This is a genomic window from Pseudomonas sp. AD21 (assembly GCF_002878485.1).
Classification (GTDB): domain Bacteria; phylum Pseudomonadota; class Gammaproteobacteria; order Pseudomonadales; family Pseudomonadaceae; genus Aquipseudomonas.
Genome location: NZ_NQYG01000008.1, coordinates 88,912 through 106,109, shown reverse-complemented (window position 1 = coordinate 106,109; position 17,198 = coordinate 88,912). Strand labels below are relative to the sequence as shown.

Genomic DNA, 17,198 nt, shown 5'->3' with positions numbered 1-17,198 from the left:
GTTCTTGCACGAAAGTACCTAAAGCTTCCCCGCTCGCCGACGATACGCTGATGTACCCCCGCCGCTTTCCCCCGACTCCACAATAAAAATTTGCAGCTCAAGGACCGGTATCCATGCCCGCATTCCGCACCATTCAGGCTCGCTACACGCTGTTTCTGGTTCTGTTCATCCTGCTGCTGTCGGTGTTGACCGTGGTCGGTATCAGCCAACTGGTCGCGCCCAAGCTGCGGCATACCGAAGAGCAAGTCGTGCTCAATCGCATCGCCGAAGTCGCCGAGCAGATCCAGGGCGAACTGAACAAAGTGCAGTCACAGCAACGCAGCATCACCCAAACCATTCCCCTGCTCGACAGCGCGGCCATCGACACGGTGTTGCCGGGACTGGTGGATCAATACGGCGAGCTGAAAGTATTTGGTGGCGGGATCTGGCCATTGCCGGGCCAGCGTGAGGCCGGGCGCAACAAATTCAGTACCTTCTGGCACCGCGACGCCTCGGGCAAACTGGCGGTGAATACCTTCTGGAACAGCGACGCCGCCCCCAACTACTACGACCAGAGCTGGTACAAGGGCGGCATGCAGACCCCGCGCGGCCAGTGCGCCTGGGCCGCGGCCTATAAAGACGACGCGAGTGCCGAGCCGCGCACCAACTGCGCCATGGCGATCCAGAAAAACGGCGCGGCCTGGGGCGTTTCGACCATCGACGTGACACTGGGCTTCTTCAACGACCTGGTCGCGCGCAAGGAAAAAGACCTGAATGCCGAAATGCTGATCGTCGAGGCCGACGGCAAGATCATCAGCAACAGCTCGCGCATCAGTGGCCCGATCGTGCTCAAGAACATCAGCGAGCTGGCCGCCGGCTCAACCTTCGCCAGCCAGGTCAAGGCCGGCCTGCAGCATCGCGATCAGGCGCAACGCGTCGAGTTCGACAACAACGGCGAGGCCAGCACCTTCTTCATGCGCCCGATCGAGGGCACGCCGTGGTTCCTCGCCACCGCCCTGCCGACCAAGATGCTCACCGCCCAGCGCGATGACGTACTCAGCAGCCTGAGCCTGTTGCAGATTCCACTGGTGATCCTGCTGGTGTTGTTGCAGGTCTATGCAATCCGCCAACTGGTTTCGCGGATGAAAGCGCTGAAAGCCAACATCGACTTGTTGTCCAGCGGCGATGCCGACCTGACCCGGCGCATCACCATCCGTGCCGAAGATGAACTCGGGGCCATCGGCCATTCGGTCAACACCTTCATTGCCTACCTGCAAAACATGATCGGAGAAGTGACCCAGGCCACCGGCGCCATGGCCACCAGCCTCGACGACCTGCAACGGACGTCGGCGCACACCAGCCAGATCCTGCTACGTCATGCTTCAGAAACCGATCAGACCGTGACGGCCATCACCGAAATGAGCTCGACCGCCGACAGCGTGGCGCAGAACGCCGCTGAAACCGCGGCCTTCACTCAGCGCGCCAACGAAAACGCCGACCGTTCGCGAGTGGTGGTGGGTGAAGCGACCAACAGTGTGGTGGCCTTGATCGACGAAGTGGCCAGTGCCACCCAGAAAGTCGAGAACATGCAGCAGGACGCGCAACGCATCACCGAGATTCTCGGGGTGATCGGTGCGATTGCCGGGCAGACCAACCTGTTGGCACTCAACGCCGCCATTGAAGCGGCCCGCGCGGGTGAACAAGGACGCGGTTTTGCCGTGGTTGCCGATGAAGTGCGCGCCCTCGCCGCCCGTACTCAGGCCAGTACCTCGCAAATCAATGAAATGTTGATCCGCCTGACCCAAGGCGTGAGTTCCTCGGTCAGCGCCATGGAGAATACTCAGGCCAGCTGCCAGTCCGCCGCCGACGCCACGGCGCGGGTCAACTCGGGCCTGGACGAAATGGCCGGCTCGGTCAGCCACATCAACAGCCTCAGCACGCAGATTGCCACCGCTGCCGAACAGCAAAGTGCGGTGACCGAAGAGATCAACCGCAGCATGGTGCAGATCCGCCACATGGTCGAGGAACTGGTGCACAGCGGCCAGGCCAGCGAACTCAACACCCGCCAGTTGCTGGAAGCCAACAGCCGGGTCAGCGCGATTATGGGGCGGTTCAAGGTCCGTTGACCCCTGTCTTTCCACATTGGTTTTCTGCCCTACAGATAACCAATGTGGGAGCGAGCCTGCTCGCGAAAGCCTGGTTTCAGTCGCTGCCTCCAGTGCCTGACCCACTGCCTTCGCGAGCAGGCTCGCTCCCACAGGGGGACGCCAGATCTGGCCACCTGACAGATTTGTAATGTCTCACTCAGCAGGCTGTCAGCCTTGATCGACGATCATCCTGCCAGTCTGCCTTGTATCAACTTGAAACACTCCGTTGATGCCGGGCAAGATAATCCGGTCAAAATGGCCGCCTGAAAATGCCCCCCCTGTGGTGAGGGGGTTTATCCCCGATGGGCGCGGAGCGTCCCTTCTTTTCGGGCCCGCTGCGCAGGCCATCGGGGATAAATCCCCTCGCCACAGGTGTCCATCAGTGCTTTACCTCCGAGTCGAGACCGCCCCTCATGCGAAATCCTTTGCGACTGGCCGCCCTGAGCGCCCTGCTCCTGTCCTCCCTGGCCCAGGCTGCCGACCTGATCCCGATCGAAGTCCATCGCGACGCCAACTGCGGCTGCTGCAAAAAATGGATCAGCCACCTCGAAGCCAACGGTTTCAAAGTCGAAGACCACGTCGAATCCGACATGAGCAGCTTCAAGCAGCAACACGGCGTGCCACCGCGCCTGGGTTCCTGCCATACCGCGCTGATCAACGGCAAGTTCGTCGAGGGCCATGTGCCGGCTGAGCAAGTGCTGGCCCTGAGCAAACGCGACGACCTGCTGGGCGTGGCCGCACCGGGCATGCCGATGGGTTCTCCGGGCATGGAAATGGATGGCATGAGCGATGCCTATCAAGTGATCGGCCTGAAAAAGGACGGCACGGACGTGGTGGTGGCGGACTACCCGGCCCACTGATGGCCGCCGGTTACGTCGGGCTGTTCGCAGCCGCGTTCGGCGCTGCAACGCTGTTGCCATTGCAATCCGAAGCGCTGCTGGTCGGCCTGATCGCCAGCGACCGCTACTGGCTGTGGGGGCTGCTGGGCGTGGCGACGCTGGGCAACGTGCTCGGTTCGCTGGTCAATTGGTGGCTGGGACGTGGCCTCGAACGCTTTCAGGGTCGACGCTGGTTTCCCGTCAGCCGCAACCACATGACCACGGCACGCAAACACTACGAGCGTTATGGGCACTGGTCGCTGCTGCTCAGCTGGCTGCCGGTCATTGGCGATCCGCTGACCCTGATCGCCGGTGTCATGCGTGAGCCGCTCGGGCGCTTTCTGTTGATTGTCACCTTCGCCAAGGGCGCGCGTTACGCCGTGGTGGCGATGTTGACGCTGGGCTGGCTCGATTGAACATTCCGCCGTTGCCGTTGCCTGTGGTTAACATCGCCCTAATCCGGACGCTCCAGCATCAGCCGATTTCAATGGAGTTTGCCCTTATGTCCGTCACGCTAACCCGCTGGCTGCCCGGCCTGTTCCTGACTGCTGCGCTGCCGCTGTTTGCGCATGCTGCCGAACCCACTGAAGCGGCGCCCGGCGCAGGCCCCACTTATGGTGCGCAGCTGCAAGGCTTCCAGTACCCCTACACACTCAAGCACTTTGCCTTTCAGTCCCAGGGTAAATCCCTGCAGATGGGTTACATGGACGTCGCCGCCCACGGCAAGGCCAACGGCCGCACCGTGGTGCTGATGCACGGCAAGAACTTTTGCGCCGCCACCTGGGACAGTTCGATCAAGGCCTTGAGCGAGGCTGGATACCGGGTCGTCGCGCCGGATCAGATCGGTTTCTGCACCTCCAGCAAACCCGATCACTATCAATACAGCTTCCAGCAACTGGCAACCAACACCCAGCAACTGCTCAAGGCGCTGGGCATCCAGAAAGCCACCCTGCTCGGCCACTCCACCGGCGGCATGCTCGCCACCCGCTACGCCTTGCTGTTTCCCGATCAGGTCGAACAACTGGCACTGGTCAACCCGATCGGCCTGGAAGACTGGAAGGCCCTCGGCGTGCCGTATCGCACCGTTGATCAGTGGTATCAGCGCGAACTCAAAGTCACCGCCCAAGGCATTCGCGACTACGAACGCAACACTTATTACGACGGCCGCTGGAAGCCCGAATTCGACCGTTGGGTCGACATGCTCGCCGGTCTGAGCAATGGCCCGGGCAAAGCCCAGGTGGCATGGAACTCGGCGCTGATCTACGACATGATCTTCACCCAGCCGGTGTACTACGAGTTCAAGGACCTGAAGATGCCGACCCTGTTGCTGATCGGTACGTCCGACACCACGGCCATCGGCAAGGACCTCGCCTCTCCAGAGGTCAAGGCAAAAATCGGCCACTATGATGTGCTCGGCAAGCAGGTCGCCAAGCTGATTCCCCAGTCGACGCTGGTCGAATTCCCCGGCATGGGCCACGCGCCGCAGATGGAAGAACCGGAGCAATTTCATAAAGCGTTGCTTGGCTGGCTGAACAATACCAATCCCGTTCGTTGATGAGGTAAGGCTGATGGCGATGCAGATTGCAGTGATTGATGACTGGCAGGACGTGGCACGGGATGTGGTCGACTGGTCGGTGCTCGACAGCATTGGCGAAGTGACGTTTGAGCATGATTACCCGGCGGACAACGCCACCCTGGCCGAGCGACTGGGCCGGTACCAGGTGATCTGCGTGATGCGCGAGCGCACGCGGTTCGACCAGGACCTGCTGCAGCGCTTGCCCAACCTCAAGCTATTGGTCACTGGCGGCATGCGCAACGCAGCGCTGGACATGCAGGCGGCCGCCAGCCTCGGGATCAAGGTCTGCGGCAGCGATAGCTACAAGCACGCGGCGCCGGAGCTGACCTGGGCATTGATCATGGCCGCCACGCGCAATCTGGTGAATGAAGCCAATTCCCTGCGTGCCGGCCGCTGGCAGCAAGGGCTGGGCGGCGACCTGCACGGCAAGACGCTGGGCATCCTCGGTCTTGGCAGCATTGGCCAGAAGGTGGCGCAATTCGGCCAGGTGTTCGGTATGCGCGTAATCGCCTGGAGCGAAAACCTCACCGCCGAACGCGCCGAAGCATCCGGCGTGACCTGGGTCAGCAAGCAGCAATTGTTCGAACAGGCCGATGTGCTGTCGGTGCACCTGGTGCTCAGCGAGCGCAGTCGCGCACTGGTCGATGCGCAGGCGCTGGACTGGATGAAACCCACCGCGCTGCTGGTCAACACCGCCCGCGGGCCGATTGTCGATGAAGCGGCGCTGATCAAGGCCTTGCAGAAACAGAAGATCGCCGGGGCAGCACTGGACGTGTTCGATCAGGAACCGCTGCCGGCACTGCACCCGTTTCGCACGCTGGACAATGTGCTGGCCACGCCGCATGTGGGGTACGTCAGCCGGCAGAACTACGAGCAGTTCTTTGCGCAGATGATCGAGGATATTCAGGCTTGGGCGGCGGGGAGCCCGCTTCGCCTGTTGAACTGATCGCAATTTTTGGAGGGCGGTGGACCGACTGATGCCTTCGCGAGCAAGCCCGCTTCCACAGGGAACTGCGTACACCGGTCAAATGTGGGAGCAAAGGGGCCATCCCACAATTGATTGGTGTACGACGCATTTCCAGTGTGGGAACGGGCTTGCTCGCGAAGGGGCCCGGACAGACAACAAATCAACAAACTGCCCGCACCACAACAGTGCACCCTCCCTTCCCGCTAGCACAGAAACGTGACCGGACAGTCACCGTTTTGGCCCTCTCCAGCAAAAAAACCTGCACTTCGTCGGTGCGTTCGCCCCTGCAAACCCTGCCTTTCACCGCTGACAAACCGATTGTCGAACAATTTACCCATTTGCTCTGGCCCGCTCTAGGATCTGGCCTAGACTGATTTTCGCGGGGCTCGACCTGCCGGTCACAATGCGGAAAAAAAGTCGAAACTTTTGCGCGAAGCGACGGGTCATCTGAAACACAGGGGCAACGCGACTGGTGCAATCCTTGCAACGGCCCCTCCACCCATTCTGCTTGCGCGTGTTGGGTAGCGTTTGCTCACCGATGCGTGGCGCGTTTGCGCCCGGCCACAGGACTTGGCCAAGGACATCGCTTGTTCAAGACAAGAATCAGATCAACGACACGGGAGATTCATATGATCAGTGCGGCATTGGATATTCAGGGAGAGCGTGCTCAGCAGGCCGTTGGCGAATCGAGCAGCGTGAGTCTTCCCGGCAGCCGGTCGATCAGCGTCCCAAGCACCAAAACGCTGACGCCGGTCGCCAGCCAGAATCCCAACAAGAAGAAAGTGTTGTTCGTGACCTCGGAAATCGCCGACCTGGTGAAGACCGGCGGTCTGGGTGACGTTTCCGCCGCCCTGCCCCGCGCCATGGCGCACCTGCACGATGTGCGGGTATTGATCCCCGGTTACCCGCAGGTGATGCACAGCGAAAACCCGATCCACATCATCGGCGAACTCGGTGGCCACGCCGCGCTGCCACCGTGCAAGATCGGCCGCATGGACATGCCCGACGGGCTGGTGATCTACGTCCTGATCTGCCCCGAACTGTATGAGCGCGAAGGGTCGCCCTACGGCGCCAACAATGGCCGCGACTGGCCGGACAACCACATTCGTTTCGCCCGCCTAGGCCTGGCCGCTGCCGACATCGCCGCCAACCTGGCGCAAATTCACTGGTGCCCGGATCTGGTGCACGCCCATGACTGGCCCGCCGGCCTCGCGCCTGCCTATATGCACTGGCGCGGGCAGCGCACGCCGACCCTGTTCACCATTCACAACCTCGCCTACCAAGGCGTGACCAGCCTCGGCTCATGCCCGGAGCTCGGCATTCCGAACCATGCCCTGCAACAGGAAGGCATGGAGTTCTACGGCAAGATGTCGTTCCTCAAGGCCGGCATGGCGTATTCGAGCCACATCACCACGGTCAGCGCGACTTACGCGCAGGAAATCACCACCCCGGACTTCGGCTGCGGCCTCGACGGTTTTCTCGCCGCCAAGACCCAGCAAGGCTTGCTCAGCGGCATCCCCAACGGCATCGACGAGAGCTGGGACGCAGCCACCGACCCGCACCTGTTCGCGCCATTCGCCATTGGCGACTGGGAAGGCAAAGCGGTCAACGCCGCCCATGTGCGAGAACTGTTCGGCCTGAACGATTCCACCGGGCCGCTGTTCGCCGTGGTTTCGCGTCTGGTCTATCAAAAAGGTCTGGACCTGACGCAGGCGGTGTCCGAATACATCGTGCGCAACGGCGGCCAGATCGCAATCATCGGTCGCGGCGAGCCGGAAGAAGAACAGGCCATGCGCGAACTGGCGCTGCGCTTCCCCGGGCAGATCGGCGTGCGCATCGGCTTCAATGAAACCGACGCCCGGCGCATGTTTGCCGGCAGCGATTTTCTGCTGATGCCGTCGCGTTATGAACCCTGCGGCCTGAGCCAGATGTACGCCCAGCGCTTCGGCTCGTTGCCGGTGGCACGCAACACCGGCGGGCTGGCAGACACCATCGAGAACGGCGTCACCGGCTTCCTCTTCGACGAGTCCACTGCCGACAGCTACCGCGAAGCCCTGAGCCGCGCGTTCAAGGTGTTCGCCTTCCCCGAACTGCTCAATGCCATGCGTTGCCGGGCGATGGCCGCGCCGTTCAACTGGTGCAAAGCGGTCGAACCCTACGCTGAACTCTACGAACAACTGGTCGCCAAGGCGCTGGGTAAAGCCGGCCACAAATAAATCAGGGAGTTTTCCACGATGCCGTTACGGACCCAAGAAAACTGGCCCCACGGCGCGATCATGCAGGACGCCGAACACACACAATTTGCGCTGTGGGCACCGGATGCGTTTTACGTCAGTGTCGAGCTCGCAAACGGCCAGTCCCTGCCGATGCTGCCGCAGGGCGATGGCTGGTTCGTGATCAAGACCCGGTGCCCGGCGGGCACTCGCTACCGCTACAACATCGATGGCGAACTGGACGTGCCCGACCCGGCTTCCCGCGCCCAGGACGGTGACCTTGACCACCACAGCGTGGTGGTCGATCCACTGGCCTATCAGTGGCGCCACACCACCTGGCATGGTCGGCCGTGGAGCGAAGCGGTGATCTACGAGCTGCACGTTGGCGCACTCGGTGGCTTTGCCGAAGTCGAGCAGCACCTGGCGCGTCTGGCCGAACTGGGCATTACCGCCATCGAGTTGATGCCGCTGGCGCAGTTTCCCGGCAGCCGAAACTGGGGCTACGACGGCGTGCTGCCCTACGCACCGCAAGCCTCTTACGGGACCCCGGAACAACTCAAACATCTGATCGACAGCGCCCACGGCCATGGTCTGGCGGTGATTCTCGATGTGGTCTACAACCACTTCGGCCCCGACGGCAACTACCTCAACCGTTACGCCAAAGGCTTCTTTCGCGAAGACAAGCACACGCCCTGGGGCGCGGCGATCGACTTCCGCCGCCGTGAGGTGCGGGATTTCTTCATCGAAAACGCGCTGATGTGGTTACTGGAATACCGCTTCGATGGCCTGCGGCTGGACGCGGTTCACGCGATTGAAAGTCCGGATTTCCTGCCCGAACTGGCGCAACGCATCCGCCAACAGATCGACCCGACCCGCCACGTCTGGCTGACCGTGGAGAACGAGCTCAACCAGTCGAGCCTGCTCGAAGAAGACTACGACGCGCAGTGGAACGACGACGGCCACAACGCCTTGCACGTGCTGCTGACCGGCGAAACCGACGCGTACTACGCTGACTATGCGCTGCAACCCACCGAACAATTGGCCCGTTGCCTGAGCCAGGGCTTCGTGTTCCAGGGCCATATCACCCGTCACGGTGAACCGCGCGGCGAGCCGAGCGAACACCTGCCTTCCACCGCTTTCATTCTGTTCCTGCAGAACCACGACCAGATCGGTAACCGCGCCCTCGGCGAGCGTCTGCATCAACTGGCCGAGCCTCGGGCGGTGCAGGCGGCCACCGTGCTGTTGCTACTGTCGCCGATGATTCCGCTGATGTTCATGGGCGACGAGTTCGCGGCCGAGCAGCCGTTCCTGTTTTTCACCAGCCACCACGGCGAACTGGCGGAGCTGGTGCGCGAAGGCCGGCGCAATGAATTCGCCGGGTTCAGCGCTTTCACCGATCCGCATCAGCGCGAAAAGATTCCCGACCCGAATGCCGAACAGACCTTCCACGCCTCACAGCCGCGACTGATCGGCAGCGGCACCGCGAAACAGCAGGAAACCCTCACCTTGTACCGGCAACTGCTGCAATTGCGCCATCAACACATCATTCCCCACCTGTCCGGCACCCAGGCGCTCGGCGCGCACATGCTCGGCCATGGCGCGGTCAGTGCGCGCTGGCGCCTGGGCGATGGCAGTGAGCTGCGAATTGACCTGAACCTCAGCGACACGCCAGTGGTCAACCCTGCACAGACCAACGCCGTGTGGCTGTTTCAACAGCCGCCGGCCGTTGCCCTGTCGGAACCGGGCCAACTGCCCGCGTATTGCGCGCTTGTCAGCCTCACGGCCGCAACCCCCTTGCAACCTTTGGATGGAGAGCGCCTATGAGCGATGCGCAACTGGAAATTCTCGCCAGCAGAGCCGGCCTCGCCGTCGACTGGATCGACGCTAATGGCCGCCCGCAAAAAGTCGCCCCGGCGGTGCTGCGCAATGTCCTCACCGGACTGGGCCATCCGGCCAATACCGCGCAGGAAATCGACGCCAGCCTGCTGGAGCTGCAACAAGTCCAGCAAGACCGCCACTTGCCGCCGCTGCTCACCGCCGACGTAGGTGTCGGCGTGGATCTGGCGCGTTATTTCGAACCTGAAACCCCGTGTGAAATCCACCTTGAAGACGGCTCGCGACTGAACCTCAGACTCGATGCCGAAGCGGTGCTGCCCGGGCTGATCCCGGTCGGCTATCAACAGGTGCACATCGACGATCAATATTTCACTTTGGCCGTAGCGCCGGAGCGCTGCTTCAGCGTCGGCGATGCGGTGGACAACCCGATCCCCCGCGTCTGGGGCCTGAGCGTGCAACTGTACGGTCTGCGCCGCCCCGGCGATGGCGGGTTTGGCGACACGCAAGCGCTGGAAGAACTGGCCCGGGTTGCCGGCGAGCGCGGCGCCGACGCGCTGGCAATCAGCCCGCTGCACGCGATGTTCAGCGCCGACACCGGGCGCTACAGCCCCTATTCGCCGTCCAGCCGTCTGTTCCTCAACTCGCTGTATGCCGCCCCCGGGGCGATCCTCGGTGAACGTGCCCTGCGTGATGCGATCGAGGCCAGCGGGCTGGCCGAACAATTCCAGCAACTGGAAGACCTGAAGCTTATTGATTGGCCGACGGCGGCCGATGCCAAACAAAAGCTCCTGCAAGCCTTGTACGACGGCTTCGTCGCGGGCGAGCATCCATTGCATCCGGACTTCGCCAGTTTCCGCCACAGCGGTGGCGAAGCGCTGGAAAACCATTGCCGCTTCGAAGCCATCCAGCAAATGCGCGCCGCTCGTGGCGAAAGCCTCGACTGGCGCGAATGGCCGGAACACTGGCACGACCCGCGCGGCGCCGCCCTCGAAGCGTTTGCCGAGGAGTACGCCGAGCGCATCGGCTACTTCGCTTTCTGCCAATGGCTGATCCACCGCTGCCTGGAGCGCGCGCAAACCGCCGCGCGCAGCGCCGGCATGGGCATCGGCCTGATCGCCGACCTGGCAGTCGGTGCCGACGGTGCCGGCAGTCAAGCCTGGAGTTTTCAGGACGAATTGCTCGCTTCGCTCACCGTCGGCGCGCCGCCGGACATTCTCAACCGCTCCGGTCAGGGCTGGGGGATTTCCGCGTTTTCGCCCGAAGGCCTGATCCGCAACGGCTTTCGTGCCTTCATTGACATGCTCCGGGCCAACTTCGCGCATGCCGGGGGCTTGCGCATCGACCACGTGATGGGCCTGCAACGCCTGTGGGTGATTCCAAACGGCGCCGCACCGGCCGACGGTGCGTACCTGTATTACCCGGTGGACGATCTGCTGCGTCTGCTGACCCTCGAATCCCATCGCCATCAGGCCATCGTCCTCGGCGAGGACCTCGGCACCGTAGCCGATGGCCTGCGGGAGAAACTCAGTGCCCGCTCGATTCTCGGCATGCGCGTGCTGCTGTTTGAACAGGACAACACCCGCTTCAAGCCGATTCTCGACTGGCCGGACAACGCCCTGGCGACCACCAGCACCCATGACCTGCCGACGCTCAACGGCTGGTGGCATGGCCGCGATATCGACTGGAATGCGCGCCTGGGCTTTGTCGATGCCAACGGCGAAATCGAATGGCGGCGTCATCGCCAGCGTGAGCGCGAAGGCCTGCGCGGCGCCCTGAGTCAGGACCCGCAGAATTTCCGCGAAGAATCCCACGAAGCCGATCAGGTGGTGGACGCCAGCGTGCGCTTCCTCGGCCATACCCGCGCACCGCTGGTATTGCTGCCGCTGGAGGATGCGCTGGGCATCGACGAACAGGCCAACCTGCCCGGCACCATCGACAGCCACCCGAACTGGTCGCGACGGTTGCCCGGTAACAGCGAAGCCTTGCTCGATGGCGTCGATGCCGCGCGCCGTCTGGAACTGCTGGCCTGCGCCCGCCTTCAGGCTGCCGAGCGTGACCAATGAACCAGACGCTCATCCAGCCATTGCGCGCCACCCTGCGCCTGCAATTTCACCAGGGTTTTACCCTGGAACAAGCAGTGCCGCTGGTGCCGTACTTTGCCAGCCTGGGCATCAGCCACATCTATGCCTCGCCACTGCTCGCGGCCCGTGCGGGCTCGATGCACGGCTACGACGTGGTCGACCCGACCCAGGTCAACCCGGAACTCGGCGGCGAGCCGGCGCTGCGGCGACTGGTCAGCACTCTGCGCGAACACAACATGGGGCTGATCCTCGACATCGTCTCCAACCACATGGCGGTCGGCGGCGGTGACAATCCGTGGTGGCTCGACCTGCTGGAATGGGGCCGGCTGAGCCCTTACGGCGAGTTTTTCGACATTCAATGGCACTCGCCGGACCCGTTGATGGAAGGCCAGTTGCTGCTGCCGTTTCTCGGCAGCGATTACGGCATCGCCCTGCAGGAAGGTACGCTGAAACTGCATTTCGATGTGCAGCAAGGCCGTTTCCACGTCGAGCATTACGAGCATCACTTCCCGATCTGCCCGAACGACTACGGCGAACTGCTCAAACCGGTCGCAGTGCTGAAGTCCCTGGCCGATCGTTTCAGTACCCTCAGCTACCAGACCGACGCTCACTCGCTGGCAATGCCACTCAAGGCAGAACTGCGCGAGCTGGCCAGTGATCCGCAGATCCTCGCGGCAATCGAGAGCAGTCTCGCGCATTACGATTCCACCACCGCCGAAGGTTTCGACAAGCTGCACCCGTTGCTCGAACGTCAAAGCTACCGTCTCGCCAGTTGGCGTACCGCAGCGGACGACATCAATTGGCGGCGCTTTTTCGACATCAACGAACTCGGTGGCCTGCGCGTCGAACGCCCTGCCGTGTTCGAAGCGACCCACGGCAAGATCTTCCAGTTGATCGCCGAAGGCCTGGTCGACGGCCTGCGCATCGACCACATCGACGGCCTCGCCGACCCGCGCGGGTACTGCCGCAAACTGCGCCGGCGCCTCGACCTGCTCGCGCCGGGCCGGCACTTGCCGATCTACGTCGAGAAGATTCTCGGCGCCGGCGAAGCCCTGCGCCGTGACTGGGCAGTGGATGGCAGCACCGGTTACGAATTCATGAATCAACTGTCGCTGCTGCAACACGACCCCGATGGCGAATATGTGCTCGGCGACCTCTGGCAACGGCGCACCGAGCGCCCGGCAGCGTTCATCGAAGAAGCACAACTGGCGCGCCAGCAGATCCTCAATGGTTCGCTGGCCAGTGATTGCGAAAGCGTTGCCCAAGCCCTGTTGCAAGTGGCGCGGGATGACTTGATGACCCGTGACCTGACCCTCGGCGCGATCCGCCGGGTGTTGCAGGCGCTGATCGTGCACTTCCCGGTCTACCGCACTTATATCAGCGCACTGGGCCGCTCGGCGCAGGATGAACAGTTCTTCCAGCAAGCCATGGACGGTGCCCGCCAGAACCTCGGCGAAGGCGACTGGCCGGTGCTCGACTGCGTGGCGGTCTGGCTCGGCGGCACGCCATGGCGGCACAAACCGCGTGGGCGCTCGCGCAAGATCCTCAAACACGCCTGCGTGCGCTTCCAGCAACTGACCTCACCGGCAGCGGCCAAGGCCGTCGAAGACACCGCGCTGTATCGCTCGGCGGTGCTGCTGTCGCGCAATGACGTCGGCTACAACACCGAGCAATTCAGCGCGCCGGTCAGTGACTTTCATGCGCTCAATCAGCAGCGGCTGGAGACGTTTCCCGACAATCTGCTGGCCACGGCCACCCACGACCACAAACGCGGCGAAGACACCCGCGCACGGCTGGCGGTGCTCAGCGAGCGCAGCCACTGGTACGCCGAACAGGTCGAGCTGTGGCGCGCCCTCGCCCGGCCGTTGCGTGACGACGATCACCTGCCGTCGTCCGCCGATGAACTGATCCTTTATCAGGCGTTGCTCGGCAGTTGGCCGCTGCAACTGCGCAGTGACGATCAATCAGGCTTTGCCGATTACGCGCGGCGCATCTGGCAGTGGCAACAGAAAGCCCTGCGCGAAGCCAAGCTGCAAAGCAGTTGGAGCGCGCCCAACGAAGCCTATGAGAACGCCGCACAGACGTTCACCCAACGCCTGCTCACCGGGGACGAGGGCGAACTGCTGCGCGCGGCGCTGAGCAAGACCGTCAACAGCATCGCCGCGGCCGGCGCGCTGAATGGCCTGGCGCAAACCTTGCTGCGCATGACCGTGCCGGGGGTGCCGGATCTGTATCAGGGCAACGAGTTCTGGGATTTCAGCCTGGTCGATCCGGACAACCGCCGGCCGGTGGATTACGCCGCTCGCAAGCAGGCCCTGCACGAACATGCATTGCTTGAGGATCTGCTGGCGAACTGGCGTGACGGGCGCATCAAACAAACGTTGATCGCCCAGGCATTGAACCTGCGCGCCGAACACGCCGAGCTGTTTCGGCGAGGCACGTACCAGGCCCTGGAGGTGCTGGGCAGCCAGGCGCACAACGTGCTCGCGTTTGCCCGTGAACACGCAGGGACGTACGCCATCGTGATCGTGCCGATCCGCTGCGCGACGCTGCTGGAAAACAGTGCCGTGCCACAGGTCGATGCGCTGCGCTGGGGCGATACGCGGGTGGTTTTACCGTTCGCCGCCTCTGACACAAACCTGAAGGGACTTTTTCACAGCAGCGCAGTCACAAAAAACAGGGAGCTGAACGTCAGCGCCGCGCTGGGGGATATCCCGGTCAATCTCTTTATCCAACTCTTTACGTAACGACGAGTTCAGTTCAGGAGCATTGCGATGAGTACCGACGATAAACGCATCCGCGAGTTCGCCTATCAGATCTGGGAATCGGAAGGTAAGCCTGAAGGTCACGAAGCGCGCCACTGGGAGATGGCGCGCAAACTGGCCGAAGCCGAGGCCCTGGCACCGAAGAAGTCGCCAAAGGCCGCTGGCAGCAAAACTGCCGGCAAGACTGCGACCGGCAAAGCCACCGAAAGCAAGACGCCGGCGGCCAAACCCAAGACGCCTGCGGACGCCAAAGCCAAGCCATCCAGCGCCGCCAAAGTGATTCCACCGGGCGAAAAAGCCGCCGAAAAAAAGCCGCGCGCCCCGCGCAAGCCCCCGGCCAACTGACCCACCCGGGATTATTGAACTGAATGACCGTGTGGCGGGTTCGCTCGCCACCGAGGGCCAACTCGTCCTCGAGAAACCTCAAACACCCCCTGTCAGGGACAGATGTCTGTGGTGAGGGGATTTATCCCCGATCGGCTGCGAAGCAGTCGCAGGGCCGCTGCGCGACCCATCGGGGATAAATCCCCTCACCACAGATTCTGTTCCCACAGTTGATCCGTTATTCGAACCAACCCGTTTTGCAGGAGCAATCATGACCCGTCCAAAGCAAGCCGAGCCCGCCGCGCACGCCGAGCCGTCCAGAATCCGTGAAGGCCTGCCCTTCCCGCTCGGTGCGACCTGGGATGGCCTGGGGGTGAACTTTGCGCTGTTTTCGGCCAACGCCACCAAGGTTGAACTGTGCATTTTCGACGATGCCGGCGAAGTCGAACTCGAACGCATCGAACTGCCGGAATACACCGACGAGATTTTTCACGGCTATCTGCCCGACGCCCACCCGGGGCTGATCTACGGCTATCGCGTGTATGGCCCTTACGACCCGGCCAATGGTCATCGTTTCAACCACAACAAATTGCTCATCGACCCCTACGCCAAGCAACTGGTCGGACAGTTGAAATGGTCCGAGGCACTGTTCGGCTACACCATCGGCCACCCGGATGCCGACCTCAGTTTCGACGAACGTGACAGCGCGCCGTTCGTGCCCAAATGCAAAGTCATCGACCCGGCCCACACCTGGGGCAACGACCACCGTGTCAGCGTGCCGTGGGACAAGACGATCATTTATGAAACCCACGTGCGCGGCATCAGCATGCGTCATCCAGCGGTGCCGGAAAACGTGCGTGGCACATTTGCCGGGTTGATGGTCGACGACGTGCTCGAGCACATTCGCAAACTCGGCGTGTCGTCGGTGGAATTGCTGCCGATCCACGCCTTCGTCAACGACCAACACCTGCTGCACAAGGGCATGACCAATTACTGGGGCTACAACAGCATCGCGTTCTTCGCCCCGGACCCGCGTTACCTGGCCAGCGGCAAGATCGCCGAGTTCAAGGAAATGGTCGCGCACCTGCACGAGGCCAATCTGGAAGTGATCCTCGACGTGGTCTACAACCACACCGCCGAGGGCAACGAGCAAGGTCCGACCCTGTCGATGCGCGGTATCGACAATGCCTCGTACTACCGGTTGATGCCCGACGACAAGCGCTTCTACATCAACGATTCCGGCACCGGCAACACGCTGGACCTGAGTCACCCGTGCGTGCTGCAAATGGTCACGGACTCGCTGCGCTACTGGGCCAGCGAGATGCATGTCGACGGTTTCCGCTTCGACCTGGCAACCATTCTCGGGCGTTATCACGACGGTTTCGACGAGCGTCACAGCTTCCTCGTCGCCTGCCGTCAGGACCCGGTGCTGCGTCAGGTGAAAATGATTGCCGAGCCGTGGGACTGCGGCCCCGGCGGTTATCAGGTGGGTAATTTCCCGCCGGGCTGGGTCGAGTGGAACGACAAGTTCCGCGACACCGTGCGCGCGTTCTGGAAAGGTGACGACGGCCAGGTCGCCGACTTCGCCAGCCGCATGACCGCGTCGGGCGAGATGTTCAACCAGCGCGGGCGGCGGCCGTATTCGTCGGTGAACTTCATCACCGCCCACGACGGCTTCACCCTCAATGACCTGGTGTCGTACAACGACAAGCACAACGAGGCCAACGACGAAAACAATCAGGACGGCAGCAACAACAACCTGTCGTGGAACCACGGCGTCGAAGGCCCGACCGACGATCCCGAGATCAATGCCCTGCGTCACCGGCAGATACGCAACTTCTTCGCCACCCTGCTGTTGGCCCAGGGCACGCCGATGATCGTCGCCGGCGACGAATTCGCCCGCACCCAGGACGGCAACAACAACGCCTACTGCCAGGACAGCGAGATCGGTTGGGTCAACTGGGACCTGAGCGAGGACGGCAAGGCGCTGCTCAAATTCGTCAAACGCCTGATCAAGTTGCGCCTGGCTTATCCGATCCTGCGTCGTGGGCGTTTTCTGGTCGGTGAATATAACGAGGACATCGGCGTCAAGGACGTGACCTGGCTGGCGCCGGACGGCACCGAGATGACCACTGAACACTGGCACGACGCGCATAACCGTTGCCTGGGCATGCTCCTCGACGGCCGCGCCCAGGAAACCGGGATCCGTCGCAAGGGTGGCGATGCGACGTTGCTGCTGGTGGTCAACGCGCATCACGACATCGTCAATTTCAAGCTGCCGGAAGTGCCCGAAGGCAGTTTCTGGACCTGCATGGTCGACACCAATCAACCGGCAGTTCGCGGTCAGGAGCGTTTCGAGTTCGGCCATGAATATTCCGTCACCGGCCGTTCGCTACTGCTGTTCGAACTGCAACGCGAAGAAGAAGACTGAT

Annotated in this window: 10 protein-coding genes and 2 pseudogenes; all 12 read left to right on the top strand. The window is 62.4% G+C overall.

All coding sequences use genetic code 11. The features are described from left to right. Positions 1 to 113 precede the first annotated feature (113 nt). Positions 114 to 1,244, top strand: a pseudogene (locus PseAD21_RS30220) (cache domain-containing protein); the annotation flags it as partial. Between the two features lie 333 nt (positions 1,245 to 1,577). Then, positions 1,578 to 2,105: pseudogene (locus tag PseAD21_RS30215) on the top strand (methyl-accepting chemotaxis protein); the annotation flags it as partial. A 434-nt stretch (positions 2,106 to 2,539) separates the two neighbouring features. Beyond that, complete coding sequence (locus tag PseAD21_RS07400; RefSeq protein WP_102355125.1) at positions 2,540 to 2,986, top strand: DUF411 domain-containing protein; 447 nt, start codon at positions 2,540 to 2,542, stop codon at positions 2,984 to 2,986. Next, complete coding sequence (locus PseAD21_RS07395; protein ID WP_102355124.1) at positions 2,986 to 3,420, top strand: YqaA family protein; 435 nt, start codon at positions 2,986 to 2,988, stop codon at positions 3,418 to 3,420. The genes PseAD21_RS07400 and PseAD21_RS07395 overlap by 1 nt, the downstream gene beginning before the upstream one ends. Before the next feature lie 86 nt (positions 3,421 to 3,506). Next, positions 3,507 to 4,559, top strand: a complete 1,053-nt coding sequence (locus PseAD21_RS07390; protein WP_102355123.1) for an alpha/beta fold hydrolase — start codon at positions 3,507 to 3,509, stop codon at positions 4,557 to 4,559. A gap of 13 nt (positions 4,560 to 4,572) precedes the next feature. Then, positions 4,573 to 5,526 (top strand): D-2-hydroxyacid dehydrogenase family protein, encoded by a 954-nt coding sequence (locus PseAD21_RS07385; RefSeq protein ID WP_102355122.1) that lies wholly within the window; start codon positions 4,573 to 4,575, stop codon positions 5,524 to 5,526. A 650-nt stretch (positions 5,527 to 6,176) separates the two neighbouring features. Continuing rightward, a complete protein-coding gene (glgA, locus tag PseAD21_RS07380) occupies positions 6,177 to 7,763 on the top strand; it encodes a glycogen synthase GlgA (RefSeq protein WP_102355121.1) in 1,587 nt (528 codons plus the stop codon). Between the two features lie 18 nt (positions 7,764 to 7,781). Next, positions 7,782 to 9,584: a malto-oligosyltrehalose trehalohydrolase gene (treZ, locus tag PseAD21_RS07375; protein WP_102355120.1), complete on the top strand. Its 1,803-nt coding sequence runs from the start codon at positions 7,782 to 7,784 to the stop codon at positions 9,582 to 9,584. Continuing rightward, entirely contained in the window at positions 9,581 to 11,659 is a 2,079-nt protein-coding gene (gene malQ / locus PseAD21_RS07370) for a 4-alpha-glucanotransferase (protein ID WP_102355119.1), read from the top strand. The genes treZ and malQ overlap by 4 nt, the downstream gene beginning before the upstream one ends. After that, positions 11,656 to 14,424 carry a malto-oligosyltrehalose synthase gene (locus tag PseAD21_RS07365; RefSeq protein WP_102355118.1) on the top strand — a complete coding sequence of 923 codons (2,769 nt, stop codon included), beginning with the start codon at positions 11,656 to 11,658 and terminating at the stop codon, positions 14,422 to 14,424. Before malQ ends, PseAD21_RS07365 begins: the two co-directional genes overlap by 4 nt. A gap of 27 nt (positions 14,425 to 14,451) precedes the next feature. Continuing rightward, positions 14,452 to 14,787 carry a DUF2934 domain-containing protein gene (locus PseAD21_RS07360; RefSeq protein ID WP_102355117.1) on the top strand — a complete coding sequence of 112 codons (336 nt, stop codon included), beginning with the start codon at positions 14,452 to 14,454 and terminating at the stop codon, positions 14,785 to 14,787. Positions 14,788 to 15,037: 250 nt separating this feature from the next. After that, positions 15,038 to 17,197, top strand: coding sequence for a glycogen debranching protein GlgX (glgX, locus tag PseAD21_RS07355; protein ID WP_102355116.1), 2,160 nt, complete (start codon positions 15,038 to 15,040; stop codon positions 17,195 to 17,197). Position 17,198: the final 1 nt, after the last annotated feature.